The sequence below is a fragment of the Variovorax sp. YR566 genome (assembly GCF_051992195.1).
Classification (GTDB): domain Bacteria; phylum Pseudomonadota; class Gammaproteobacteria; order Burkholderiales; family Burkholderiaceae_C; genus Variovorax.
On the sequence record NZ_CP197092.1, the window covers coordinates 4814292 to 4838261 of the forward strand.

Annotated in this window: 24 protein-coding genes; 9 read left to right on the forward strand and 15 right to left on the reverse strand. The window is 66.1% G+C overall.

What is annotated here, in order from left to right:
* Positions 1-44 precede the first annotated feature (44 nt).
* Positions 45-1739, forward strand: a complete 1695-nt coding sequence (locus tag ACTG4X_RS22530) for a hypothetical protein (protein ID WP_440531959.1) — start codon at positions 45-47, stop codon at positions 1737-1739.
* Between the two features lie 21 nt (positions 1740-1760).
* Here ACTG4X_RS22530 and ACTG4X_RS22535 read toward each other — a convergent pair whose 3' ends face one another.
* Both ACTG4X_RS22535 and ACTG4X_RS22540 read right to left on the reverse strand, forming a co-directional pair.
* Entirely contained in the window at positions 1761-2102 is a 342-nt protein-coding gene (locus ACTG4X_RS22535) for a hypothetical protein (RefSeq protein ID WP_257014673.1), read from the reverse strand.
* 305 nt (positions 2103-2407) lie between these two features.
* A complete protein-coding gene (locus ACTG4X_RS22540) occupies positions 2408-4051 on the reverse strand; it encodes a tannase/feruloyl esterase family alpha/beta hydrolase (RefSeq protein ID WP_257015075.1) in 1644 nt (547 codons plus the stop codon).
* A gap of 298 nt (positions 4052-4349) precedes the next feature.
* On the opposite strand from ACTG4X_RS22540, the gene ACTG4X_RS22545 reads away from it, so the two are divergent.
* On the forward strand, positions 4350-4841 hold the full coding sequence (locus tag ACTG4X_RS22545) for a MarR family winged helix-turn-helix transcriptional regulator (protein WP_097198784.1): 492 nt from the start codon (positions 4350-4352) through the stop codon (positions 4839-4841).
* 80 nt (positions 4842-4921) lie between these two features.
* Here ACTG4X_RS22545 and ACTG4X_RS22550 read toward each other — a convergent pair whose 3' ends face one another.
* Positions 4922-5458 (reverse strand): cysteine hydrolase family protein, encoded by a 537-nt coding sequence (locus ACTG4X_RS22550; RefSeq protein WP_097198783.1) that lies wholly within the window; start codon positions 5456-5458, stop codon positions 4922-4924.
* Positions 5459-5520: 62 nt separating this feature from the next.
* Positions 5521-7113 (reverse strand): esterase/lipase family protein, encoded by a 1593-nt coding sequence (locus ACTG4X_RS22555; protein WP_097198782.1) that lies wholly within the window; start codon positions 7111-7113, stop codon positions 5521-5523.
* Positions 7114-7333: 220 nt separating this feature from the next.
* Between ACTG4X_RS22555 and ACTG4X_RS22560 the strand changes: the two genes are divergently transcribed.
* On the forward strand, positions 7334-8455 hold the full coding sequence (locus tag ACTG4X_RS22560; RefSeq protein WP_093050883.1) for an MBL fold metallo-hydrolase: 1122 nt from the start codon (positions 7334-7336) through the stop codon (positions 8453-8455).
* On the opposite strand, the gene ACTG4X_RS22565 is transcribed toward ACTG4X_RS22560, so the two are convergent.
* From ACTG4X_RS22565 to ACTG4X_RS22600, 8 genes are all read right to left on the reverse strand, one after another.
* The gene (locus ACTG4X_RS22565) at positions 8452-8973 is read right to left on the reverse strand and encodes a hypothetical protein (RefSeq protein ID WP_093050886.1); all 522 of its coding nucleotides are present in this window, start codon (positions 8971-8973) and stop codon (positions 8452-8454) included. The two genes, ACTG4X_RS22560 and ACTG4X_RS22565, sit on opposite strands and share 4 nt — an antisense overlap.
* 47 nt (positions 8974-9020) lie before the next feature.
* Positions 9021-9212: a hypothetical protein gene (locus tag ACTG4X_RS22570; protein ID WP_093050889.1), complete on the reverse strand. Its 192-nt coding sequence runs from the start codon at positions 9210-9212 to the stop codon at positions 9021-9023.
* Positions 9212-11620, reverse strand: a complete 2409-nt coding sequence (parC, locus tag ACTG4X_RS22575; RefSeq protein WP_097198781.1) for a DNA topoisomerase IV subunit A — start codon at positions 11618-11620, stop codon at positions 9212-9214. Before parC ends, ACTG4X_RS22570 begins: the two co-directional genes overlap by 1 nt.
* Before the next feature lie 55 nt (positions 11621-11675).
* Positions 11676-12797: a Kelch repeat-containing protein gene (locus ACTG4X_RS22580; RefSeq protein ID WP_097200762.1), complete on the reverse strand. Its 1122-nt coding sequence runs from the start codon at positions 12795-12797 to the stop codon at positions 11676-11678.
* Between the two features lie 14 nt (positions 12798-12811).
* Positions 12812-13720: a lytic transglycosylase domain-containing protein gene (locus ACTG4X_RS22585; protein ID WP_093080073.1), complete on the reverse strand. Its 909-nt coding sequence runs from the start codon at positions 13718-13720 to the stop codon at positions 12812-12814.
* Positions 13721-13739: 19 nt separating this feature from the next.
* Complete coding sequence (locus tag ACTG4X_RS22590) at positions 13740-14198, reverse strand: hypothetical protein (RefSeq protein ID WP_097198780.1); 459 nt, start codon at positions 14196-14198, stop codon at positions 13740-13742.
* A 30-nt stretch (positions 14199-14228) separates the two neighbouring features.
* Positions 14229-16226, reverse strand: a complete 1998-nt coding sequence (locus tag ACTG4X_RS22595; RefSeq protein ID WP_440531960.1) for a DNA topoisomerase IV subunit B — start codon at positions 16224-16226, stop codon at positions 14229-14231.
* A gap of 90 nt (positions 16227-16316) precedes the next feature.
* Complete coding sequence (locus ACTG4X_RS22600; RefSeq protein WP_097198779.1) at positions 16317-16772, reverse strand: DUF2846 domain-containing protein; 456 nt, start codon at positions 16770-16772, stop codon at positions 16317-16319.
* A 179-nt stretch (positions 16773-16951) separates the two neighbouring features.
* Between ACTG4X_RS22600 and ACTG4X_RS22605 the strand changes: the two genes are divergently transcribed.
* From ACTG4X_RS22605 to ACTG4X_RS22630, 6 genes are all read left to right on the forward strand, one after another.
* Entirely contained in the window at positions 16952-18181 is a 1230-nt protein-coding gene (locus ACTG4X_RS22605) for an MFS transporter (RefSeq protein WP_093177131.1), read from the forward strand.
* A 24-nt stretch (positions 18182-18205) separates the two neighbouring features.
* Positions 18206-18346 carry a hypothetical protein gene (locus tag ACTG4X_RS22610; protein WP_176928714.1) on the forward strand — a complete coding sequence of 47 codons (141 nt, stop codon included), beginning with the start codon at positions 18206-18208 and terminating at the stop codon, positions 18344-18346.
* 13 nt (positions 18347-18359) lie between these two features.
* Positions 18360-18929: a class I SAM-dependent methyltransferase gene (locus ACTG4X_RS22615; RefSeq protein ID WP_097198778.1), complete on the forward strand. Its 570-nt coding sequence runs from the start codon at positions 18360-18362 to the stop codon at positions 18927-18929.
* Positions 18930-19050: 121 nt separating this feature from the next.
* Entirely contained in the window at positions 19051-19899 is an 849-nt protein-coding gene (dapA, locus tag ACTG4X_RS22620; protein ID WP_426393188.1) for a 4-hydroxy-tetrahydrodipicolinate synthase, read from the forward strand.
* 140 nt (positions 19900-20039) lie between these two features.
* Positions 20040-21119, forward strand: a complete 1080-nt coding sequence (gene bamC, locus ACTG4X_RS22625; protein WP_093050915.1) for an outer membrane protein assembly factor BamC — start codon at positions 20040-20042, stop codon at positions 21117-21119.
* A 5-nt stretch (positions 21120-21124) separates the two neighbouring features.
* Positions 21125-21901, forward strand: a complete 777-nt coding sequence (locus tag ACTG4X_RS22630; protein WP_097198777.1) for an MBL fold metallo-hydrolase — start codon at positions 21125-21127, stop codon at positions 21899-21901.
* A gap of 73 nt (positions 21902-21974) precedes the next feature.
* On the opposite strand, the gene ACTG4X_RS22635 is transcribed toward ACTG4X_RS22630, so the two are convergent.
* The 3 genes from ACTG4X_RS22635 to ACTG4X_RS22645 form a co-directional block, all read right to left on the reverse strand.
* Positions 21975-22229 carry a hypothetical protein gene (locus tag ACTG4X_RS22635; protein ID WP_093050920.1) on the reverse strand — a complete coding sequence of 85 codons (255 nt, stop codon included), beginning with the start codon at positions 22227-22229 and terminating at the stop codon, positions 21975-21977.
* A gap of 93 nt (positions 22230-22322) precedes the next feature.
* Complete coding sequence (locus ACTG4X_RS22640) at positions 22323-22829, reverse strand: hypothetical protein (RefSeq protein ID WP_097198776.1); 507 nt, start codon at positions 22827-22829, stop codon at positions 22323-22325.
* Complete coding sequence (locus ACTG4X_RS22645) at positions 22819-23961, reverse strand: JmjC domain-containing protein (RefSeq protein WP_093050926.1); 1143 nt, start codon at positions 23959-23961, stop codon at positions 22819-22821. The genes ACTG4X_RS22640 and ACTG4X_RS22645 overlap by 11 nt, the downstream gene beginning before the upstream one ends.
* Between the last annotated feature and the right edge of the window lie 9 nt (positions 23962-23970).

The window sequence follows — 23970 nt, forward strand, 5'->3', positions numbered from 1 at the left end:
CCTAGGTGGTCGTTTTGTCTCACCTTCTGCCTACACTGAAGTCCATGCTGAACCCACCCGCGGCCACCATGCCCACAGAGGCACACACGCCCCCCACGGGCGCCCCCACCGTGCAGCATTTCCGCCAGGCCCTTCTCTGGCCCTTGCGGCTGATGCCTGCGCCGCACGCCAGCCCCGCGCACCATCACGGGCCCTGGCACGTGCTGCGCGAGATGGGTGATGCCTCGCCATGGCGCGAAGAAGTCGACGAATACACCGGCGACAGCAGCCGCTTTCACGAGCGGCACTACAACGAGTTCGTGAGCTTCCTGCCGTACGTGCAGCGCTTCCTGTACGGCGAAGGCCGCTCGCGTGGCGACGGCATGGGCGGCGACGGCGATTCGCCGATGCGCATCTTCCGCCGCCACGACATTGCGGCCGTGCGCCTGGTGGCGCAGCCAGGCGACGCGCCGGTCACGCTCGATGTGATCCATTGCGACCTGTACTTCTTCTTCGACATCGACGTGGTGCTGCTCAACCTCGAAGTCGGTGCGAACAACCTGAGCCTCGCGCAGGCGCAAGACATCCTCTACCGCTTCGGCCGCGCCTATCCCTCAGGTTGGGAACCCGACGGCTCGGCGCTGCATTGCATGGCCAGCGTCGAATGGCTGGCCGCCGACGGCCATGTGCTCGCGAGTTCCGACGCGCAGCAACGCGAGGCCTTTCTCTCGCACGTAGCGCAGCATCGGGCGCCACGCATCTCCGCCCATTGGGCCTACCTGATGCAGCCGCTGGTGAGCGACCATTCGGAAGACCCTGGCGTGCTGCGCTACCGGCAGATCGAGTACTACCGCATGCCGGTCATGGCTTATCTCTCGCTGGACGATCCGCGCCGCCTCACTCGCGACGACTTCGTGCGGCTCGCGCTGGTCACCGGCGCAGGCGCCACCGACGCCCACCTGCCCTACGCGGAACATCACCTAGCGGACTTCGAGCACAAGTACTGCTACGACCGCTTCTGGGTGAACGCGGGCGCAGCGCCCAACACGCGCTACCTCTGCAACGGCCATGCGCTCATCGTGGTGGGCGATGCGAACTCCGAATTCTTCTGCTGCCGCGACCGCGGCGTGCTCGCGCAGTTCAGGCATCAGCACTTCCTGCTGTTCCTCATTGCGCATTTCCAGAAGGCCTCGCTGCTGATGTTCTCCGACCAGTTGGTGGAGGCGCTCAAGCGGCTGGACATCCGCAGCACGCCGAGCGTGAAGCAGTTCAAGCGCGCCATCCGCGCGAGCTTCGAGCGCTTCCTGCGCTTCACGCATCGCTACTGGTTCCACGAAATTTCAGAGCAGGCGCAGGTACGCGCGCTCTCGCACATGTGCGCCACGCACCTCGGGCTCGACCCGCTCTACGACGAAGTCAAGGCACGCATCGCCGACATGAACACGTATCTCGACGCCGACAGCCTGCGCAGGCAGGCCAGCACTGTCGTGCGGCTCACGGTGGTCACGCTGTTCGGCCTCATCGGCACCATCACCACCGGCTTCCTCGGCATGAACCTGCTGGCTGAGGCCGACGCGCCGCTGTGGCGCAAGGCAGTGTGGTTCGGCGTGGTGTTCGTCGCGACGACGTGGCTGACGATCTACACGATGGTGAAGTCGCAGCGGCTGTCGGATTTCATCGATGCGCTGTCGAACGACCGGCTGGGATTCAGGGGCAAGATGGCCGCACTGGCGCGGGTGTGGCGGCCTGGGGCGGATTGACTGGCGCTTGCCCCGAGCCACTCATCGATCAGGTTCGCAGACTTGCTTGCTCAAAGTGTCGCGCAAGGAGCCGATCGTGCTGTCCGCAGCGTCGATCCGCCGTTGCAGCTCCTCATTGACCAGGCGGAACAGTGCGCCGAATTCGGATCGGGTTGGATAGATCTCCTCGCGCTCATTCACCTGCATCAGAACGACGAGCTTTTCGAGGCATACGTAGGCGCTGTGCACTTGGCGAATGCCCTCGACGTCGTCGCCTGCTTGCAGGGCAACCGACTCGGCATTTGAATGGGGATGAACCGACTTCGGCGTTGAGGCGGTATCGGTTTTCGGCGCGTGCTTGAGCACGCGAGCAGACTTGGTCACGGGCGACCTCCAGAGGTTGCGATTTGCAAAAACCGCCACACCCGCTGCTAAACGAGGCGGCAGCTCGGACGGGTTAGCAGACCGGGCAACCTCTTGCGAGAAACCGGCAGGGCGCGAGCCCTCCCATCCGAGCCGCCAAAACTGGAAGCGCGAATGACAAAGCCGCAGGTCCTGCGGGGAAACTGCGGCTCACGTCGCAGAGATTGCTTCGGGCTGCTAAACCCGATCACGCCTCATTCGGCGTGACGGGCGCAGTATAGCCACGCAGTTCGCTCGCGGCCGAGTGCTACCAGGCGCGAAGCCTTTCATTGGCAGCTGAAACTCTCGGCCTTCTCGATATCGCCCGTGCCCTTGTAGCGCGCAACCTTCGGGTAGGCGCAGAGCGGCCGGCTGCGGGTGGGCGACCAGCCGGAGGGAACATCCCCGTTCACGCCGCCTGCGTTGCCCGCACCGCGCGCCGAAGCGACGACGGAATCGGCGGCCTCGCCCTTCTCCACCCAATTGACGAGCGGTGCGAGCATGTCGAACTGATCGGTGGTCGGGCCGCCGGCGCAGTGGTTCATTCCGGGCACCCGATAGAACCGTGCGAAGTTGGACGCATCGCCGCCGTTGGCCGCCGTCAGCTGGTCATACCAGTGCTGCGTATCGTCGCTCGAGAAGATGGGGTCGCTCGTTCCATGGTAGGCCATGACCTTGGCGCCGCGCTTCTTCAATCGACTCAGATCCGTAGGGTTCGGCGGCGTCATGAACGAAAGCGAGTTCTCGGTGTAGAGCCCGTCGGTCGACGTGATCTTCGAGAGGATCGAATCGATGTTGGCCGTGAGCGTGAAATTGGGACCATTGAAGCCGGTCGGGTTCTCGGGCGGCACCTGCCAGACGAAGGCAACCGCACCTGAGTCGAGGTTCAAAGAATTCGAGAACTTCCACGATGACCAGCCGGTGGTGTTCAGGCCCGCGTCGAACGGAAAGCTCGCATAGAACTTCTTTCCGCCGCCGTCGAGCGCACCCGCGAAGAGCTGCCCGATGCGAAGCTTCTGGTCGGCCGAGAGGCATGTGCCATCGCGCGAGCCGCTGCAGGTGGGAACGTCGCGGTCGAGCGAGAAGGCCGCCTGGCATGCGCCGGTGTCCTGGACGATGCCGTCGGTGGTGCCATCGAGGGCGTCGCACTTGGCGAGGACTGCATTGGAGACCAAGGTACGTTCGGCCAGCGTGAAACCCGTGCCCGGATCGCCCGGGGTGGTTGCCAGGGCGTTGTAGTTCTGGGCGCCGACGATGTTTGCGGAGGCCGCAAGGGGAAGCCGGAAGCCGGGGTCGCCCACCAGGAAGCCGTCGTAGTCGTCCGCATAACGTGACATGGCAACCATCGTGTGGCGCCCGCCGTTGGAGCAGCCGCCGATATAGGAGCGGTCCGGGCCCTTTCCATAAGCCGACGCGATCAACGCCTTCGCCATCGGCGTGAGCTTGCCGACCGCCTGGTAGCCGTAGTCGAGACGAGCCTGTGGATCGATGCCGAAGAACGGCGTGGGCGCCTGGTGCCCCGCGTCGGAGCTGATCACCGCGAAGCCCTTGTTCAGGGCGTTGTCCAAAACGCCGCCTCCGCCCACCGGCCCGGTGGCTGTGCCGACGCTGCCGTCGAGCCCCCCGTTGGCCTGATAGAAATACCGCCCGTTCCAGTTCACCGGTAAGCGCATCTCGAAGCCGATCGCATAGCTCTGGCCGTCGACCGGGCTTGTGCGCTGATACATCGATCCGCGCACCTGGCAATGCGCCCCCACCGGCTTGCCGGCGACGCTCAGGGTGCCGGCGGCAATCGCATTGGCTGCAGTGATCGTCGTGTTGGCAAAGGTGAAGCCGGCGAGCGAGGCGCAATCGATGAGCGCCGCGCCGGTGGCCGCGCCGAGCACCGGCAGTGTCTCGACAGGCGGCAGCGGATTGTCGGGAGGAGTCACTGGATTGCCGTTGCCGGTCGGCGGGGCGCTCGTCGACGTGCCGGTCGTCGGGAACGAGCCGACGAAGCCGCCACCACCATTTCCTCCGCCGCAGGCGGTCAGCAATGAAGCGACAAAGATCAGGGATGCGGGGGTCTTCAAGAATGTCTCCTTCGACGCCTGGATGCAGCGCCTATAGTTAATCTACTTAACTATCAAAGATAACCAGTTATGGTTTTCCATTAAGCAGTTTGCACTCCCACGACGATCCCCTGAGCCAGTTAGATCAGGTAGTGAATCACTTGGAGGCAGAACGACAATGCCCGGAATGCCCAAGAACAGAAGCAATCCGGTAGATGCCACACCAGCCGGCCGGCTGGTCGAAGCGTCCGTGCATCACGTGCTCGGCTATCAGCTCGCGCAGGCGACGATCGTCACCGACGCAGTGTTCGCCGAGCGAGTAGGCACACCTTTCGACCTTCGCCCCGTCGAGTTCACGGTGCTGTGCCTGATTCACGAAAATCCCGACGTGTCGGCTGCCCGCCTGGCAAAGGCACTCGCGGTCACGGCGCCCAACATCGCGGCATGGCTCGAACGGCTGGAGAGGCGAGAGTTGATCCGCCGCACCCCGCACGCAACGGATCGAAGGGCCCAGTACCTTCGCACCACCCCGACCGGCGCAACGCTTGCCAGCAGCGCTACACGGTTGGTGATCGAAGGCGAGCAGCATGTGCTCGGCAACCTCTCCAAGGGCGAGCAATTGATCTTGATCGAGCTCCTGCACAAGGTTGCCGTGTCACGCAGGGTGTGAGCATTCAGGCATCCATTCGATGCAGGCTCTTTCGCCTGCGGGCGCACGCCCGTGCCGCGCGCGGTTCGTGCAGGCTGCGTTCAGTCTCCGAAGGCGACTTCCGCGCTGGCCACGGCGCGGATCGGCACGCCGAAGCTCGTGATGTCCGACAGCGTGGCGTTGTGATGCTCGCGGATCTTCGCGCCCGTGGCGTGCGGCTTGTCGTGCGAAGTGTGCGCATCGGCCGCGAGCACCACGTGGTATCCGAGGGCGGCAGCGCGGCGCACTGTCGTGTCGACGCAGAACTCCGAAGAATAGCCGCAGACCACCACGCGCTTCACGCCGTGCCCGGAGAGCCAGGCTTCCAGCGGCGTGCGAAGGAAGGAGTCGGGCGTGGTCTTGCGGATGCGCGCGTCGCGCGAGTCGGTGTTGAGCGCGTCGGCGAGCTGCCAGCGCTCGGAGTCGAATTCGAGGTCGATCGCGTTCTCGTGCTGGATGAAGGCCACCGGCACGCCGGCCGCGCGGGCGCGTTCGGTGAGCGCGTTGATGCGCTGCATCACCTCGTGGGCCTGATGGGGACGCGGCGGATCGTCGCAGAGGCCACGCTGGACGTCGATGACGAGAACGGCAGTTTTCATGGGTCCGGAATCGGCGGGTTCTTGACCGGCGCGATTGTGCCCCACGCTGCCTGACCTGCGCCCTACTGCCAGGCGCTCACCTCCAGCCGCACCTTGCCGCTGATGCCCGGTGCGGCGGGCGCCGCCCCAAGGCTGGACAGCGGCACCACGAACTGCAGCTTGCCGCCGGCCAGCTGCTTCGGGCTCATCGGCAGCGAGGCCCGCCCGGCCGTGTCGGTCTGCCAGCCGTACTTGACGTTCCAGCTCTGCGCCGGGTCGTCGGCCTGGGGCGGCGCGATCTCGATGATCAGCGTGTCGCGGAACAGCGAGCTGCCCTCGTAGTGGCCGTCGAGCCAGAACTTGTTGTTGACCTGGTAGTCGGGCACGCGTACGCCGAGCGTCATGGCATAGGCCAGCGTCGGGCGGTCCTGCTTCACGCGGGCCTTGTTGGCGAGGAACACGGTCGAGAGGTAGATGGAGCGGCGGTCGGCCTTGGCCGGGTCGGTCAGTTCCTTGTGCGTGCGGCAGGCGGGCGAGTCTTCTTCGGCCACGCGCCGACTCAGGTACCAGCGCTTGCCGCGCGGCGCGGCGAGCAACTCGACCTGGTAGAGCGCATCGACGTCGGCGCCAGCTGGCAGGTCGGGCGGCAGCGTGACGCCGTCTATGTCGAACCACAGGTCGACCCGCACGTCGCCGAACAGGAAGCGCGTGAGGTTCTGGTAAGCCTCCTCGGAATTGACGATGCCGAAGAAGCCCGAGTGCGACCGGTAGGTGAAGGCAGTGGCCACCGGCTGCGTCTTGCCTGCGGCATCGGTGGACCAGAGCGAGGCGTTTTCGATGCGCACGAGCCCGTCGCTGCCGTGGCCCGCGAACATGCGCGACAGGCCCTTGGCGCTTTCATAGTCGCCGCGGTTGGTGCCGACCATGCAGAAGAAGCGCTCGGCCGGAAAGGCCGTGGCCGGCAGGTAGTCCATGCGGCCGTTGATCGGCTGCGTGGCCAGGAACTCGGACATCTTCTCGCGGTTGAAGGTGTTCATCTCGTTCACCGTGAGCCAGGCCGGCACGTTGATGCCGCCCATGTCGATGCCGTTGTGCGGCGTGGCATAGGTGAACACCTTGTCGACGCAGGCACGCGCGGCCGCATCACCGAGTGCGGCGTTCTGCAGGAAGGCTCGCACCACCAGGCCGCCCATCGAATGCGCGACGAGGTAGCAGCGGAAGTCGGCGGGCGAGTAGCCCGGCCCCTCGCGCAGCGCCACGAGCTCGCGCACGCGCAATATCAGCTGGCTCAGGCCCTGCGCATACACCTTGACGTCCTTGGCCTGGCCGTCGCCCAGCAACTCGGAGCCCGAGTCGTAGTAGCGGTAGATGATGACCGAGGCCGAGGGGATGCCGTCGACGTCCCGGCCGTTCTCGTCCGGCGAGGGCTTCCAGTCGGGGTCGAGGATGTCCAGGCCGTTCTGGTAGACGCTCTGGTACTGGAAGTCGGCCAGCAGACGCACCATGGGCGATTCGAAAACGAACTTCTGCGCCGGCGCTTCCTTCTTGACGGTGGCGCGATACACCGTGGAGCCGATGTTGAAGCCGCAGAACGGATCGGCCGCGGTTTCGTCCCGCTCGGACTCGGTCATGGCATAGCCGCGCACGTAGATGATGGGATAGCGATTGCTGCTCATGGAATCTGCCGCCTCGTCGAAAGTCGATGAAGCTTTCCAGTGTGCCGAACCTGGCAGGGGCCCGCCATACGGCTCATGGCATAGGAAGGCCGGGGGACATTCGCGCAGGGGAGACCGATATACCCCCGCGCCCCAAATGTTTCTACCGCTGAAACCATTGAAACGTTCGCCGTGGCTACTCTCGCGCCATCCTGCAAACAAAGATCCAGAGGGTTTTCTCATGGCTGACGATTCGGGCTCCCAGGGCTCCTACCTGCCCCAACTGCTGCGCCGGGGCACCGTGCTGGCCGCGGCCGGCTGCGCCCTCGTCGCGGGCTGCAGTGCCGCCGGCAGCGGCGAGACGCGCTATGACAGCTCGCCGCAATTCAAGGACGGCGGCTTCCACAACATGGCCAACCCCGACCTGCCCGCCCAAGCCAGCGCATGGCGCATCTGGTCGCGCTTCATCGTGGGCAGCAAGGTCGACACCGTGCCGGTCGATGCAATTCCGGTGAAGGCGCTGGACCGCGGTGCGCTCGATTCGCTCGACGTCAAAGCCAACCACGTGGTGCGCCTCGGCCATTCGTCGCATCTGTTGAAGCTGCGCGGCAAATACTGGCTGATCGACCCCGTGTTCAGCGAACGCGCGTCACCCGTGCAATGGGCCGGGCCGAAGCGCTTTCACCAGCCGCCGATCACGCTCGAACAACTGCCACCCATCGAAGGCGTGATCCTCTCGCATGACCACTACGACCACCTCGACGTGGCAACCATCGAATACCTCTCGAAGAGCGTGCAGCGCTACTTCGTGCCGCTGGGCGTGCGTGCGCGGCTGATAGTGATGGGCGTGCCGGCAGAGCGCGTGACAGAGCTCGACTGGTGGCAAGGCGGCGAACACGACGGCGTGAAGCTCACCGCCACGCCCGCACAGCACTTCTCGGGCCGCACGCTGAACGACCGCGACCGTACGCTGTGGGCCTCATGGGTGGTGCAAAGCGGCGACCAGCGCCTCTTCTACAGCGGCGACTCGGGCTACTTCCCGGGCTTCAAGCAGATCGGCGAGCGCTTCGGCGGCTTCGACATCGCGCTGATGGAAAACGGCGCCTACGACACCATGTGGCCCGCCGTGCACATGACGCCCGAGCAGAGCGTGCAGGCCTTCGAAGACCTGCGCGGCAAGGTGTTCTTCTCGGTGCACAACAGCACCTTCGACCTGGCGTTCCACACCTGGCATGACCCGCTGGACCGCATCGCTGACCTGGCGGAGGCGAAGAAGATCGAGCTGGCGACGCCAGTGATCGGCGAAGTGGTGACGGTGGGGCAGGCGCGGACCAACACGCGGTGGTGGCAAGGGTTGCGCTAGTCGCAACGCGAGGCGCTGGGCTCCTCGATACGTGAAACCTCGCCGTTTCCGGCCAGAGCAATCCTGCGCAACTGAATGGTGCAGCGAGGCGCCGATGCAGGCCAGAGAAAAATCGCTTCGTACTGTTCGCCGCTGCGAGGGACGAAGCGAACGGTTCCCACGCAATTCGACCACACGGTGCTGCCGCCAGCCAGCAGCACCACTTCAACGTCCGCCGGAATGATCCGCTCAGAGCTCATGAAGTCGGTACTCAGACGGGGCGCCATGCCTACCCTCCTGGACTCCGATCGCTCGTTGAAGAGCACGCCGCCCTTGGGCCCCTCCCTGCGGCAACTCTCGCGCACCGCGAAGGAGTAAGAGATCACCCGGGCCGACGCATTCTGGACAACACGCAGCCTTGCAGTCCTGTCGCCCGTCGCGTCCTTGTATTCGACGCTCGCACACCCCGACAACACAGCCGCTGCGCCTGCGAACGCGATATAGCGAACGCAACCGAGCAGTCCCTCAGCTACTGCCATAACGCTCCCTCCTCCTGCTGTTCGACTCCAAGCGCAAGCGGCCATGTTTACTCGCCGCGCTCCTTGCGCTCCCGCGCGCGCCGCACCTGGCGCGTCTCGTTGGCCTGCGACGCAATGCGGTTCTTCTCGCGCTTCTTCGCCGCCCGCTTCTCGCGCATACGGCGGCCCAGCACATAACTGCCAAGGCCCGTGACCACGGCAATGAAGATCCCGATGACGCTGATGTCGATGCCGCCCATCACAGCACCCGCACGATGCTCGTCGGCTTGAAGCCCAGGTCGGCCGCCTTGCCCTTGCGCGCGCGGCTGCCGCGCGCGTTGTTGAGGGTGCGGATTTCCAGCGTCTCTTCTCGCTCCTTGGCACCGCGGCCGATGCCTTCGATCTTCACGCTGCGCGTGTAGGCAGCGGCTCCGGCCAGGGTGTCCTTGGCCTCGAGGTCGATCAGCGTGAGGCCACGGCCGCCCTTCGGCAGGCTCTTGAGCTCGGTGATGTCGAAGGTCAGGATGCGGCCGCCGGTCGAGGCGCAGGCCACATGCGTGGCCGGGAGCATCGGCTCGGCGCCGCTAGCGCCACCCACCAGCGACGGACGGCACAGCTGCTCGCCCTCGCCCACGTCGATAAAGGCCTTGCCGCCGCGCTGGCGCGACATCATGTTCTCGACCGTGGCGATGAAGCCGTAGCCGCCGGTGTTGGCCAGCAGCACGCTGGCGCCCACCGGGCCCGCGAAGAAATGCGTGACGTGCGTGCCGGCATCGAGCTCGATGAGCGTGGTGACGGGCTGGCCGTCGCCGCGCGCGCCGGGCAGCGAGGCCACGGGCACCGTGTAGACGCGCACGGACTTGTCCTTGGCGCTGCCGAAGACCAGCAGCGTGTCGACGCTGCGGCACTCGAAGGCGCCGTAGAGCGCGTCGCCCGACTTGAAGCTGTATTCGGGCGTTGCGCCCTTTTCTCCATTCGCGCCATTGCCCGCGGCCTTCTCGCTGGCCCAGCCCTTCTGTGCACGAACCCAGCCCTTCTGCGACACGATGACGGTGACGGGCTCGTCGACCACTCTCACTTCGGCCACTGCGCGCTTCTCGGCCTGGATCAGCGTGCGGCGCGCGTCTTCAAAAGACTTGGCGTCGGACTCGATTTCCTTCACCAGCAGGCGGCGCAGCGCGGCCGGGCTGCCGAGGATGTCCTCGAGCTTCTTCTGGTCCTCGCGCAGTTCCTTGAGCTGCTGCTCGATCTTGATGGCTTCGAGCCGCGCAAGCTGGCGCAGCCGGATTTCGAGGATGTCCTCCGCCTGCACTTCGCTGAGATTGAAGCGCGCGATGAGCGCCGCCTTCGGGTCTTCCGCCGCGCGGATGATCGCGATCACCTCGTCGATGTTCAGCAGCACCAGCTGCCGGCCTTCCAGGATGTGGATGCGGTCCATCACCTTGCTGAGCCGGAACCGCGAACGCTTCTCGACAGTGATCTCGCGGAACGCGATCCACTCGTTGAGCATCTGGCGCAGCGACTTCTGCGTGGGCTTGCCGTCGATGCCGACCATCGTGAGATTGATCGGCGACGAGGTCTCGAGCGAGGTCTGCGCGAGCAGCGTGGTGATGAAGTCGTCCTGGCTGATGCGCGAGGTCTTGGGCTCGAACACCAGGCGCACGGCGGCGTCCTTGCTGGACTCGTCGCGCACCACGTCGAGCACCGACAGCATCGCGGCCTTCAACTGGGTCTGCTCGGCGGAGAGCGCCTTCTTGCCGGTCTTGACCTTCGGGTTGGTGATTTCCTCGATTTCCTCGAGCACCTTCTGCGTGCTGACGCCCGGCGGCAGCTCGTTGACCACGAGTTGCCATTGCCCGCGCGCCAACTCTTCGATCTTCCAGCGCGCGCGCACCTTGAGCGAGCCGCGGCCGGTGCGATAGGCGTCGGCGATGTCGCTCGCACTGCTGATGATCTGCGCGCCGCCCGGGTAGTCGGGGCCGGGCACGATGGCGAAGAGCTCTTCTTCGCTGAGCTTGCCGTTCGACTTGATCAGCGCCACGCAGGCATCGGCAATCTCGCGCAGGTTGTGGCTCGGGATTTCGGTGGCCAGGCCCACGGCAATGCCGCTCGCGCCGTTGAGCAGCGTGAACGGCAGCCGCGCGGGCAGCAGGCGCGGCTCCTCGGTGCTGCCGTCGTAGTTGGGAATGAAATCGACCGTGCCTTCGTCGATCTCGTCGAGCAGCAGGCTGGTGATGCGCGCCAGGCGAGCTTCGGTGTAGCGCATGGCCGCGGCACCGTCGCCGTCGCGGCTGCCGAAGTTGCCCTGGCCATCGACCAGCGGATAGCGCTGCGAAAAATCTTGCGCCATGCGCACCAGCGCGTCGTACGCGGCCTGGTCGCTGTGCGGATGGAAGCGGCCGAGCACGTCGCCGACCACGCGCGCGCTCTTCACGGGCTTGGCGCCCACAGTGCCGTTGGTGCCGCCGAAGCCCAGGCCCATGCGCGACATCGAGTACAGGATGCGGCGCTGCACCGGCTTCTGGCCGTCGGACACATCGGGCAGCGCGCGGCCCTTGACCACGCTGAGCGCGTATTCGAGGTAGGCAGTCTGGGCGTAGTCGGCGAGGGTCAGGGTCGTGTCGCCGTCGGTAGGACCCTGGAGATCGAGCGGAGGTTGGGAATCCATGAAAGAGAAGGTGAGAAAAACAGTTGCTGCGGGCCGTGCGCGAGGGTAGTCGCGATCAGCCCAATGTGAATGCCTCGTGGACCGCGGACTGCACGGCGCCGCCGAGCACCGCGCCGCCGCCCGCGACGTAGATCCAGTCGCCGATGACGGCCGCGCCCACGGCGTGGCGCGGCGTGGCCATGGGAGCGTGGCGTTGCCAGGTGTCGTCCACGGGGTTGTAGCTTTCCATCTGGCCAAACACCTTGGCCTGGCGCGGTACGCCGCTGACGAGAATGCCGCCCTCCCCGCCCATGGCGAAGAAGCGGCCGCGATACACCACGAGGCCATGGCCCGAGCGCGCGGTAGGCAGCGGCGAGCGCAGCTCCCAGGTGTCGCGTGCGGGCAGGTAGACGTGGTGCAGGTCTGTGTTGTATTCGAAGGTGTTGAAGCGTCCGCCAATCACGTGGATCTGGCCGCCGTTCGACACGCAGCCGACGTGGTCGCGCGCGCCGGGCAGCGGCTTGGCGGTGGACCAGCGATCGGCCTTGGGGTCGTAGACCTCGTGCCAGCTGACGCTCGCGCGTTCGGCAGCAGGCTCCGACGCTCCGCCGATCAGGTGAAGCGCGCCGTCGAGCATTACCGCAGCCGCCGCGCCGCGCGGTCGCGGCAGCGGCGCGATGGCAGTCCAGCGGTTGGCGGCAATGTCGTAGACGTAGGCGTTCGTGTCGGAGCGGCGGTTCTGCTCGACGAAGCCGCCGAGCGCATAGACGCGGCCGCCTTCAGCCGTCACCGCGACGTGGTTGGCGCCGCGCGGCAGGGGCGCGCCGTCGAGCCAGCGATCGGCCTTCGGGTCGTAGATGTGGTGGTAGTCACGGTTGACCTTGCCCTCGCCATATCCGCCGACCACGTGCATGCGCCCCATCGCGGCGGTGGCCCAGGCCATTTCGCTGCGCGGAATCGGCAAGGCCGCGCGCGGCTCCCAGCGGCCTTGCGGGCCGGGTGGCGCGGTGCTCTCGGTGAAGCGCTGCGCCTCCTGGTCGGGCGTCATGTGGTGCGGCACGCCGCCCTGCAGCTTGGCATAGGGCTCGGTGGACGAAGGCGCCGTCGGCAGCGTGTCGTGCGTGGCCGGATGCTGTGCACGCGCAGTGCCTGCCACCATGCTGGCAGCGGTCGCGAGGACGAAGCTTCGACGGTGCATGGCGGGCTCCTGCATCAGGACAGCGGTGCGCCGGGCACATCGGCCGCGCCGGTCGGCACCGCCGAAGGCTCGGGAATGTCGGGCATGGTCGGCATGTTGCGCGGCGCGTCGGACGGCATGTTGCCGCGGCCGATGGCCCCGCCCTGCGGCACCGTCAATTCCATGCGGATCCGGCCCGGCGTCTTGCCACCACGCACGGCACCACCGCCACTACCGCCCGTTGCCACGGACGGCTTCAGGTACGCATACAGTTGCAGCACTGTCTGCACGTAGTTCTGCGTTTCCTTGTAGTTGGGGATCTTGTTGCCCGCGCGCTGCACCGCCCCCTCGCCCGCGTTGTAGGCGGCCAGCGCCAGCTCGATCTGGCCCGGGAACATCGCGATCAGGTCGCCGAGGTAGCGCGAGCCGGCAGCGATGTTGATGCGCGGGTCGAACAGCTTTTTCTCGATGGTGTTGCGCTTGTCCGCCGACACGCCGTAGCGCTGAGCCGTCGCGGGCATCAGTTGCATGAGGCCCATGGCGCCCTTGGGCGAGACGGCCTGCGCGTCGAAGCCCGACTCGGTCGCGATGAGCGCCTGCAGCAGTTCGTAGTCGATCGAATGCTTGTTCGATGCGTCGCGCAGCGCCGTCTTGGCGGTCTTGTAGCCAGGCGATGCCTCGAACATGGCGAGCAGGCTCTGCGAGGCAGGCGACACCTTGCCGTCGAGCTTGCGGCCACCACGGCCCAGCGGAGAAATGCCTTGCGCCGTGTCGAAGCTCTGGCCGCCGCGAAAGAAGATCTGGTAGCGCTCGTCGATCTTTTCGGAAGCGAAGTGCGCGATGCCCTTGCTGTCGATGTAGCCGTAGATGTCAGCGGCGTGCGCGCCCTGCAGCGACAGCACAAGGCCTGCACACAGCATGAAGGGGCGAAACCAGCGTGTCATGGCAATGCGTGTCCTGTCGTCAGAACCACCAGCCGTAGCGCTTGCGGCGCTCGGCGTGAACCGCAGCGTCGTCGCTCATGCCGCGCACACGCCCGGAGCCCTTCAGACCGGCCCAGATCAGCACGCCGCCAACCGACACGGCGAGGACAACGGCTGGCACCTGCCCGGGCTGGATACCCTCGACGAACATTGACGCGGCAATCAGGAGGCAGACGAACGCACCGCCCCAGCAGACGAGCCGGCGCATCCACAGCCAGCCAGTGGCGACGGTCCGCTCCGCCAGGCTGGGCTGGGCGTTGTCGTTGACCGCCTCGTCCCACCAGCCCGCCCAGAGGAACACGAACACGAAGAACACGAACAGCCCGGAAAAGAACAGGTCCGGCGGTGCGATGGCCGGATGGGCGCGCGCCAGCATGGCAATCGCGCCTGCAACGCAAGCCCCTGCCAGCGAACCGCAAATGATCTTGTGCCCGTTCATGCCCTGTCGTGAGGAATATTCCGGTCGGAATCAGACGTCGATGTCGACATCGTCGGCGCGCAACTCCATGAGTTCGCGCCGGGCTGCCGCTTCGCCCTTGCCCATGAGCTTGGTGATTTCGCCCTGGGTGGACGTGAAGTCGAACCGGCCCAATTGGACCTGCATCAGGCGCCGGGTGTCAGGATTGAGCGTGGTTTCCCACAATTGTTCCGCGCTCATTTCGCCCAGGCCCTTGAAGCGGCTGATGCTCCAGGCGCCTTCGCGCACGCCATCTTTACGCAATTTGTCGAGCGTGGCGGTCAGTTCGCCCTCGTCCAGCGCATAGACCTTGGAGGCCGGCTTCTTGCCGCGCGCGGGCGCATCGACCCGGAACAATGGCGGCTTTGCGACATACACGTGGCCGGCTTCGATGAGTTTCGGGAAGTGACGGAAGAACAGCGTGAGCAGCAGCACCTGGATGTGCGAGCCGTCTACGTCGGCATCGCTCAGGATGCAGACCTTGCCGTAGCGCAGGCCGCCCATGTCGGGCGTGTCGTTGGGGCCGTGCGGATCGACCCCCACAGCGACCGAGATGTCGTGGATTTCGGTGTTGGCGAACAGCCGGTCGCGCTCCACTTCCCAGGTGTTGAGCACCTTGCCGCGCAACGGCAGGATCGCCTGGCTTTCCTTGTCGCGGCCCATCTTGGCGCTGCCGCCGGCGGAGTCGCCCTCGACCAGGAAGACTTCGTTGTGGCTGATGTCCTTGCTCTCGCAATCAGTGAGCTTGCCGGGCAGCACGGCCACGCCGGAGCCCTTGCGCTTCTCGACCTTCTGGCCGGCGCGCTGGCGCGTCTGCGCGGCCTTGATGGCAAGCTCGGCCAGCTTCTTGCCGTAGTCGACGTGCTGGTTGAGCCACAGCTCGAGCGCGGGGCGCACGAAGCTCGACACCAGGCGCACGGCATCGCGCGAGTTCAGGCGTTCCTTGATCTGGCCCTGGAACTGCGGGTCGAGCACCTTGGCGCTCAGCACGTACGAAGCGCGCGCAAACACGTCTTCGGGCAGCAGCTTCACGCCCTTGGGCAGCAGCGAGTGCAGTTCGATGAAGCCCTTCACCGCGGTGAAGAGGCCGTCGCGCAGGCCGCTTTCGTGCGTGCCGCCGGCGCTGGTGGGAATCAGGTTGACGTAGCTCTCGCGCACTGGCTGGCCGTCTTCGGTGAAGGCCACGCACCAGTCGGCGCCCTCGCCTTCGGCGAAGTTGTCGGCGTTCTTGTCGGCATGGCCGCTGCCTTCGAACAGCGGGATGACGGGGTCGCCGTTGAGCGTCTGCATCAGGTAGTCGCTCAGGCCGCCCTTGTAGAGCCACTGCTGTGTTTCCTTGGTCTTCTCGTTCGTGAGCGTGACGCTCACGCCGGGCATCAGCACGGCCTTGCTGCGCAGCAGGTGCGTGAGCTCGCCCATGGGCAGCACGGCGGTTTCGAAGTACTTGGCGTCGGGCCAGGCGCGCACGGTGGTGCCCTGCTTGCGCTCGCCCGCTTCGAGCTTGCGGATTTCGAGCGCCTCGATCACGTCGCCGGCACTGAAGGCCAGCTTGGCGGCCGAGCCTTCCCGGTGCGAGGTGACTTCGAGCCGCTTCGACAGCGCATTGGTCACCGACACGCCCACTCCGTGCAGGCCGCCCGAGAAGCTGTAGGCGCCGCCCGAGCCCTTGTCGAACTTGCCGCCCGCATGCAGCCGGGTGTACACGAGTTCGATCACGGGGGCCTTTTCTTCAGGGTGCAGGCCGAAGGGAATGCCTCGGCCGTCGTCTTCGACGCTGACCGAGCCGTCGGTGTGCAGGGTGACCTTGATCTTCTTGCCGTAGCCCGCGAGCGCCTCGTCGGCCGCGTTGTCGAGCACTTCCTGGATGATGTGCAGCGGGTTGTCGGTGCGGGTGTACATGCCCGGGCGCTGCTTGACGGGCTCGAGGCCCTTGAGCACGCGGATGGAGCCTTCCGAGTAGCCGGAGGATGCGGACGGTGAATTGGGGGGAGTCTTGGGGGGAGTCGCCATGGGGGCGGATTGTAGTCAGTCGCCGCCAAATGACTGGATACCCATACAGGAGCCTCCGGCCGCAGCCAGAGGTTTGCATGATGGCCGGGCCTACTTGTCGATGATGACCTGACCGGTGTAAGCCAGCGAGGCAAGCTCGGGCCTGGCCTTTTCAGCCGGCTCCATGTCCAGAACGATGCTCCCGGTCACCAAGCCGAACGACGGCGACATGCGCACGTACTTCGTTTCGCCGGCTTCGAGGGAAATGCCGAGCGTCTTCCTCAGGTCGCTCATGGTCGCAGCCTGGTAGGTGCCGGCGGGACGGTCGACATAGAAGAAGCCACCGGACTTCGAAGCGCCCACCACCACCTTGTCGAGGCGAATCAGCGGCTGCAATGCCGAGCCGTAGGGGGTTGCAGCGCGGAAGAAAAAGATGCGGCCTTCGCCGGGCTTCACCTTGGGAATGGTGCCGGACATGTCCTGATATTTGGTGCCGGTAACGGCGCAGCCCGCGGTCGCGATCGTCATCACCGTGAGTACGGCAAGCTTCAGGGCGGTTCTTCTCATTGTTTGAATTCCTCGTGAGGAAAAAGCACTGCAGATGAATGTAACGAATTACAAACACGGATTTACGAGGCCCGCGTCAGCTTGATGCGCCGATTGCATCAAAGCCGCCCCGATAAATCATCAATGGCTTTGGCCGCCGTGCCACCTGCCAAAGCAGGCGAATCGTTACATTCGAAGTCATGCAATCCCCCGCCGCCCCTGCTCTCTCGGTCAAGCAAGTCCTGTTCTGCGGGGCAATGATCGTCACGCTCTCGATGGGCATCCGCCACGGCTTCGGGCTCTGGCTGCAGCCGATCACGCAGGCGCAGGACTGGAGCCGGCAGACCTTCTCGTTCGCGCTGGCCATCCAGAACCTCTCGTGGGGCATCTTCGGCGTGTTCGCGGGCATGCTGGCCGACAGGTTCGGCGCTTTCCGAGTGTTGATCGGCGGCTCTGTGTTCTATGCGCTGGGGCTGTTCGGCATGGCGCATTCGCCGACGCCACTGCTCTTCACACTGAGTGCGGGCGTACTGATTGGCGCAGCGCAGGCAGGTTCGACCTATGCGGTGATCTACGGCGTGATCGGACGGCAGATTCCGGCCGAGCGGCGATCGTGGGCCATGGGCGTGGCGGCGGCAGCCGGCTCGTTCGGCCAGTTCCTGATGGCGCCCATCGAGGGGCGGCTGATCGGCCACCTGGGCTGGCAGACAGCGCTGGCCGTTGTGGCTGTGCTGGTGCTGGTGATCATCCCGCTGGCCTTCGGCCTGCGCGAACCGAAGACGGCAGCGCTGGCCGGGCACCGCGAACAGTCGGTGCTGCAGGCGGTGGGCGAAGCCTTCCGCTACCCGAGCTTCGGGCTGCTGATGGCGGGCTACTTCGTCTGCGGCTTTCAGCTGGCGTTCATCGGCATCCACATGCCGACCTACCTGCGCGACCGCGCGCTGCCGGCCGAGGTGGCTGGCTACGCGCTGGCGCTGATCGGGCTGTTCAACGTGTTCGGCACGTATACGGTGGGGCTGCTGGGGCAGAAGCTGGCCAAGCGCAAGATCCTCGCGGCGATCTACTTCGCACGGGCCGTGTCGATCGCGCTGTTCCTGCTGGCGCCAATCTCGCCGCTCAGCGTGTATGTGTTCTCGGCGGCAATGGGCTTCCTGTGGCTGTCCACCGTGCCTGCGACCAATGCGATCGTGGCGGGCATCTTCGGTGTGGCACATCTGTCGATGCTCAGCGGCTTCGTGTTCCTGAGCCACCAGGTCGGCTCGTTCCTGGGCGTGTGGCTCGGTGGCTACCTGTATGACACCACCGGTAGCTATGACATCGTCTGGTACATCGCGATCGCGCTGGGCGTGTTCGCGGCGCTGATCAACCTGCCGGTGAAGGAAAGCGCCATTGCGCGCTCGTCGCCGCAGCCGGCCGGTGCCGCAGGCTGATCTGATTGCGTATAAACCAGGGCCATGACTCCGCAAATGCGCCACCACATCATCCACGCGGGCTGGCTGGCCGCCGCGCTGGCTGTGCTGGGTGGCGTATTCGCGCTTTACGTTCACCCGGACTTTCTGGTGACGCTGGTCGATCAGATCTGGTCCTGCTTCTGAGGCCGGGCCGGTCATGAAAGACGTAGCACCCATGCACGGCCTGTCCGCGCCTTCCGAATGGATCGTCCGCTGGTCGCACCTGCTCGCGCCTGACGCCTCGGTGCTCGACGTGGCCTGCGGCGCCGGGCGGCACATGCAGTGGTTCGCGGGCCGCGGGCACCCGGTCACCGGTGTCGACCGCTCGCCCGAAGCCATCGAGGCAGCCGGCGCCTTCGGCCGCACCGTCGAGGCGGACATCGAATCCGGCCCCTGGCCCTTCACCGGCCAGGCCTTCGGCGCTGTCGTCGTCACCAACTACCTCTGGCGCCCGCGCATGACTGACATCGTCGGCGCAGTGGCACCGGGCGGCGTGCTGCTCTACGAAACCTTTGCCGTGGGCAATGAGACCGTCGGCAAGCCCTCGCGCCCCGACTTCCTGCTGCAGCCCGGCGAGTTGCTGGCGGCCTGCGCCGGCCTGCGGATGGTGGCCTACGAAGACGGCTTCATCCCTGAACCGGCGCGCTTCGTGCAGCGAATCGCGGCCATACGCCCGGCCGCACCCGACGCCGGCCAGCCCGCCCGCCACCTCCTTAAGGGAAACTGAGGGGGCCGGGGCGGCTGTCTTGCGGGGCGCCGGAGTAAGTAGAATCGGCGCTTTCGTCCACCGACAAAGAGATTCCCCCTTGGAGCAACTGACAGGCAGCATCGTCGCGCTCGTCACGCCGATGCACGACGACGGCAGTGTCGACTACCCCGCCCTGCGGCGGCTCATCGACTGGCACATCGAAGAAGGCACCGACTGCCTTGGCGTGGTCGGCACCACCGGCGAATCGCCGACGGTCGATGTCGAAGAGCACTGCGAAATCATCCGTGTCTCGGTCGAGCAGGCCAAGGGCCGCGTGCCCGTGATGGCCGGCTGCGGCGCGAATTCGACCAAGGAAGCCATCGAGCTCGCCAAGTTCGCCAAGGGCGTTGGCGCCGATTCACAGCTCCAGGTCGTGCCGTACTACAACAAGCCCACGCAAGAGGGCCAGTACCAGCACTTCAAGGCCATTGCCGAGGCCGTGGGCGACCTGCCCATCGTGCTCTACAACGTGCCCGGCCGTACCGTTGCCGATATGGCGCACGACACCGTGCTGCGCCTGGCTCAGGTGCCAGGCATCATCGGTATCAAGGAAGCCACCGGCAACATCGAGCGGGCCCAGTGGCTCATTCGCGACCTGCCGAAGAACTTTGCCGTCTACTCCGGCGACGACCCGACCGCGGTCGCGCTCATGCTCTGCGGCGGCCAGGGCAACATCAGCGTCACGGCCAACATTGCGCCGCGCAAGATGCACGAGCTGTGCGTGGCGGCGCTGGCAGGCGACGTCAAGCGCGCCATGCAGATCCAGTTCGAGCTCATGCCGCTGCACCGCAACCTCTTCGTCGAGCCCAATCCGATTCCGCTGAAGTGGGCCATGGCCCGGCTCGGCCTTTGTGGCGGCGCGCTGCGCCTGCCGCTCACCGAACTCGGCGAAGCGAGCCGCCCCGCAGTCGAAGGCGCCCTGCGCGCCACCGGCCTGCTGAAGGGCTGAGCACCCCTCCCCCTACATTCCGGAACTGCCTTTTCCCTGGTCGCAGCAAGGTTAAGCAACCTTTTGCCCGAACCGTGCTCTGAGATGGCGGGCACTGCGGCCCATAGATAGACCGAACCATTCCAACAAGGAAGACGACGTTGAAGAACCTTTCGCGACTTGCACTGCTGGCCCTCGTTGCCAGCCTCGCCGCCTGCTCCGTCCTCGAGAGCGACAAGATCGACTACAAGAGCGCAGGCAAGGCCCCGACGCTCGAAGTCCCACCCGATCTCTCCCAACTCTCGCGCGACAACCGCTATGCCATTCCCGGCGGCGCCGTGACTGCCAATGCCTACCAGGCCGGCATCGCCAACGCCCCCGGCATCCCCACCGCCGTGAGCAACATCGGCGACGTGCGCATGGAGCGCTCGGGCACGCAGCGCTGGATCATCGTCAACCGCACGCCTGACCAGCTCTGGGACCCGGTGAAAGACTTCTGGCAGGAAAGCGGCTTCCTGCTGACCACCGACCAGCGCAACCTGGGCATCATGGAAACCGACTGGGCCGAAAACCGCGCCAAGCTGCCGCAGGACATCATCCGCGGCACGCTGGGCAAGCTGGTCGATTCGGTCTACTCGACCGGCGAACTCGACCGCTTCCGCACCCGCCTGGAGCGCACGCCGACCGGTACCGAGATCTTCATCAGCCACCGCGGCATGCAAGAGGTCTACAACAACTCGCGCCAGGACCAGACCGTGTGGCAGCCCCGCCCCAGCGATCCTGAACTCGAGACCGAATTCCTGCGCCGCCTGATGGTCAAGCTCGGCGTCTCGCAAGAGCAGTCGAAGATCCTGGCCGCCACCACCGCGCCGACCAAGACCGCCACCATCGCCAAGGTCGGCAACCAGCCGGTCGTACAGATCAGCGAAGGCTTCGACCGCGCATGGCGCCGCGTCGGCCTCGCGCTCGACCGCACCGGCTTCACCGTGGAAGACCGCGATCGCAGCGCCGGCCTGTACTACGTGCGCTACGTGACGCCCGATCCCGACAAGAAGGAGCCCGGCTTCTTCGGCAAGCTGTTCAGCGGCTCGAGCAAGACCGAAGCGCCGCTCAAGTTCCGCATCTCGGTCAAGGGCCAGGGCGAAGCCACCACGGTGTCGGTGCTCAACGAAACCGGTGCGCCCGAAACCTCGGCGAATGCCGAGCGCATCGTCAAGGTCATCGCCGACGACCTGAAGTAACCCGCATGCTCCGCTTCCGAAGTCTCGGCAGCGGCAGCACGGGCAACGCCGCGCTGGTCGAAGCGACCAGCGGCGGCCGCACCTCCCGCCTCCTGATCGACTGCGGCTTCGGCATCAAGCAGCTCGATCTGCGGTTGGCCCAGGCGGGCCTTGCCGCCGGCGACATCGATGCGGTCTTCGTGACCCATGAGCACGGCGACCACATCGGCTGCGCCCATTCGCTGTCGCGGCGCAACCGAATTCCAGTCTGGATGAGCGAAGGCACCTGGCTCGCCACCGGCGGCCGCGATTTCGAGGGCCTGCTGAACCTGGCGCGCGACGATGCGGAGTTTGCGGTCGGCGACATCTGCGTGCAGCCCTTCACCGTTCCCCACGATGCGCGCGAACCGCTGCAGCTGCGCTGCACCGACGGCAACCGCACGCTGGGCGTGCTGACCGATCTGGGCCACGCCACGGCCCATGTGCTGGCCCGCCTGAGCGGCGTGCATGCGCTGTTGCTGGAGTTCAACCACGACAGCGATCTGCTGGCCAACTCGGCTTATCCGCCTTTTCTCAAGCACCGAGTCGGCGGCAACTACGGGCACTTGTCGAACACGGCCGCGGCCGAGATCGCGCGCGCGGTGCTGCACGACGGCCTGCGCCATGTGGTCGCGGCGCACCTGAGCGAGCAGAACAATCGGCCCGAGATCGTGCGGCGCCTGATGGCCGAAGCGCTCGGCGGTGATGAAGCCGAGATGCTTACCGCCACCGCATCAGAGGGCTCGCCCTGGCTCGACGTGTGAGCCGAAGCGTCCTCACTCTCTCCTAAGAAAAAAAGCCGCCTCATGGCGGCTTTTTGCATGGCGGATACCTTGCTTATTGCTTCGGCGCTTCATTCTTCTTCGCGGCCTCGGTAGCTGCGTTCGCGGCATCGAGTGCAGACGAAGCACCGGGTGCAGGTGCTGCGGCGGGATCGGTGGCAGGCGCAGGGGCCGGAGCGGGCGCAGGTTCGGTCACGGGCGCAGGAGGCGGCGTCACGACAGCCGGCGCTGCATCCTCCTTCTTTCCGCAGGCGACGAGCGCGGCAGCGGCAATCAGCGAGGCAATCAGGACGGACGATGACTTCTTCATGGAATCTCCTTTGGCAATGAAGGTCTGGACGAAAAAATTCTAGACCTGCATACCCGCCCGAATATGTCTCGCGGCCGCATTCGCGGCATTGGCTTACAAGCCGAGTGTCGATGCCGGAAAGGCGGGCCGCGCAAGGCGCCAGCACTCGTCGATGGCCTCGCGCAACGCACGGCGCGCACGCGCGTCGTCACCGCTCACGCCCCTGCTGCGCTCGGGGTCGATGCGGTGCACGAACCACATGGGCGTCCAGATGGCGCTCGGCACTTCGGAGCCCGCGGCCTTGCCGGTGGCGCGGCATTCGATGATGTGGTCCCACATGCGGCGCCACGGCACGAAGCGCGCGTGGCCGCGCTCGAGAACATCGAAGCGCTGCGCGAGCAACATCAGGCGACGGCCGCTGGCCGACCAGGCCTGCAGCGCTTCGATGGTCGCGCGCTCGCCCAGGGGCCAGTCGGCAAAGTCGGGGTCGCTGAAGACGATCTCTTTCCAGCCCTGCTGCGCCGCGGCCGACAGCGCGCCGCGCAGGAGTGCATCGAAGGCCTCGCGGCCATCGAAGCGCCCTTCGGGCAACGATAGCCTGGGCGCGTCGTCATTCGGCATGAAGCCACCCTGCTTCGCACCACTCGCCCAGCAGTGCGAGTGCGCCTTCGCTCGCGCGCGCCAGTTCGCGTGCGCCGAGCGCGCGCTGGTCGGCCAGACGGCGCATCAGCGTCGCGTCGGCACCGCCTGCGCGAAAGCTCTCGCCGTTGATGTAGATGTGCCGCGTGTCGTAGAGCATGCGCGTGCGGCGGTCGAGCGCCACGTGCTGCATCGCATCGGGCGCCTCGCCGCCTTCGCCGAACCAGACGTTGGCCTTGGGCTCGGTGAGTGACTCACCCAGCGCGCGATCGACGGCGTCAGGGTCGCGCAGTGCGGCCTCGATGGCCTTGCGCGCGAAGCCCTGGAGCGCGGCAGGCATTGCGGCTGGCGCATCGACCGCGGGCTGTGCCGGATCGCGATAGCGCGCCAGCTCGGCCGGGCCTGCATCTTCCAGGTCTTCCGCGTACGCCTGCGCCATGCGCGCCAGCAGGTCTGCGCCGAGTTCGCCCAGGGCCGACGAACGCAGGCCGATGGAGCAGGTCATGCAATCGTCGCCCACGGCCACGCCGTCGTGGGCATAGCGCGGAGGCAGATACAGCATGTCGCCGGGCTCGAGCACGAAGGTCTGCTCAGGCTCGAAGTTCTCGAGAATCTTGAGCGGCACGCCCGGCTGCAGGCGCAGATCGCTCTGCTTGCCGATGGACCAGCGGCGGCGTCCCTGTGCCTGCAGCAAGAAAACGTCGTAGCTGTCGAAATGCGCGCCCACGCCGCCGGTGTCGCTCGCGTAGCTGATCATCAGGTCGTCGAGGCGGGCGTCAGGTAGAAAGCGAAACTGCCGCAACAGTTCGTGCACGCCCTCGTGATGCAGGTCGACGCCCTGCACCAGCAGCGTCCAGGCCGGCTGCTTCAACGGCGGCAGGGCGCGCCGGGCCAGCGGCCCATGCTTGAGCGACCAGCCGGCCTTGCCATGGCGGATCAGGCGCGATTCGACGTCCTCACGCTCGGCCAGGGCGAACAGCTCAGTACGCTCGATCGGTGGCACCATCGCGGGTATCGCCTGGCGGACGAGCAAAGGTTTTTTCTGCCAGTACCGCCGCATGAACTGCGCGGCGCTCAGGCCGCCGAGCAACGGCAGCGGTTGGTTAATCTCCATGGGAGAATT

Bases quoted from the DNA above. Each gene is read 5' to 3' on its own strand.
- ACTG4X_RS22560 (WP_093050883.1), top strand. From the start codon at position 7,334: ATGGCTGACGATTCGGGCTCCCAGGGCTCCTACCTGCCCCAACTGCTG.
- ACTG4X_RS22630 (WP_097198777.1), top strand. From the start codon at position 21,125: ATGCTCCGCTTCCGAAGTCTCGGCAGCGGCAGCACGGGCAACGCCGCG.
- ACTG4X_RS22635 (WP_093050920.1), bottom strand. From the start codon at position 22,229: ATGAAGAAGTCATCGTCCGTCCTGATTGCCTCGCTGATTGCCGCTGCC.
- ACTG4X_RS22595 (WP_440531960.1), bottom strand. From the start codon at position 16,226: ATGGCGACTCCCCCCAAGACTCCCCCCAATTCACCGTCCGCATCCTCC.
- ACTG4X_RS22545 (WP_097198784.1), top strand. From the start codon at position 4,350: ATGCCCGGAATGCCCAAGAACAGAAGCAATCCGGTAGATGCCACACCA.
- ACTG4X_RS22645 (WP_093050926.1), bottom strand. From the start codon at position 23,961: ATGGAGATTAACCAACCGCTGCCGTTGCTCGGCGGCCTGAGCGCCGCG.
- ACTG4X_RS22555 (WP_097198782.1), bottom strand. From the start codon at position 7,113: ATGAGCAGCAATCGCTATCCCATCATCTACGTGCGCGGCTATGCCATG.
- ACTG4X_RS22590 (WP_097198780.1), bottom strand. From the start codon at position 14,198: ATGAACGGGCACAAGATCATTTGCGGTTCGCTGGCAGGGGCTTGCGTT.
- ACTG4X_RS22605 (WP_093177131.1), top strand. From the start codon at position 16,952: ATGCAATCCCCCGCCGCCCCTGCTCTCTCGGTCAAGCAAGTCCTGTTC.
- ACTG4X_RS22600 (WP_097198779.1), bottom strand. From the start codon at position 16,772: ATGAGAAGAACCGCCCTGAAGCTTGCCGTACTCACGGTGATGACGATC.
- dapA (WP_426393188.1), top strand. From the start codon at position 19,051: ATGCACGACGACGGCAGTGTCGACTACCCCGCCCTGCGGCGGCTCATC.
- parC (WP_097198781.1), bottom strand. From the start codon at position 11,620: ATGGATTCCCAACCTCCGCTCGATCTCCAGGGTCCTACCGACGGCGAC.
- ACTG4X_RS22640 (WP_097198776.1), bottom strand. From the start codon at position 22,829: ATGCCGAATGACGACGCGCCCAGGCTATCGTTGCCCGAAGGGCGCTTC.
- ACTG4X_RS22610 (WP_176928714.1), top strand. From the start codon at position 18,206: ATGACTCCGCAAATGCGCCACCACATCATCCACGCGGGCTGGCTGGCC.
- ACTG4X_RS22530 (WP_440531959.1), top strand. From the start codon at position 45: ATGCTGAACCCACCCGCGGCCACCATGCCCACAGAGGCACACACGCCC.
- ACTG4X_RS22615 (WP_097198778.1), top strand. From the start codon at position 18,360: ATGAAAGACGTAGCACCCATGCACGGCCTGTCCGCGCCTTCCGAATGG.
- ACTG4X_RS22585 (WP_093080073.1), bottom strand. From the start codon at position 13,720: ATGACACGCTGGTTTCGCCCCTTCATGCTGTGTGCAGGCCTTGTGCTG.
- ACTG4X_RS22570 (WP_093050889.1), bottom strand. From the start codon at position 9,212: ATGGGCGGCATCGACATCAGCGTCATCGGGATCTTCATTGCCGTGGTC.
- ACTG4X_RS22550 (WP_097198783.1), bottom strand. From the start codon at position 5,458: ATGAAAACTGCCGTTCTCGTCATCGACGTCCAGCGTGGCCTCTGCGAC.
- ACTG4X_RS22580 (WP_097200762.1), bottom strand. From the start codon at position 12,797: ATGCACCGTCGAAGCTTCGTCCTCGCGACCGCTGCCAGCATGGTGGCA.
- ACTG4X_RS22565 (WP_093050886.1), bottom strand. From the start codon at position 8,973: ATGGCAGTAGCTGAGGGACTGCTCGGTTGCGTTCGCTATATCGCGTTC.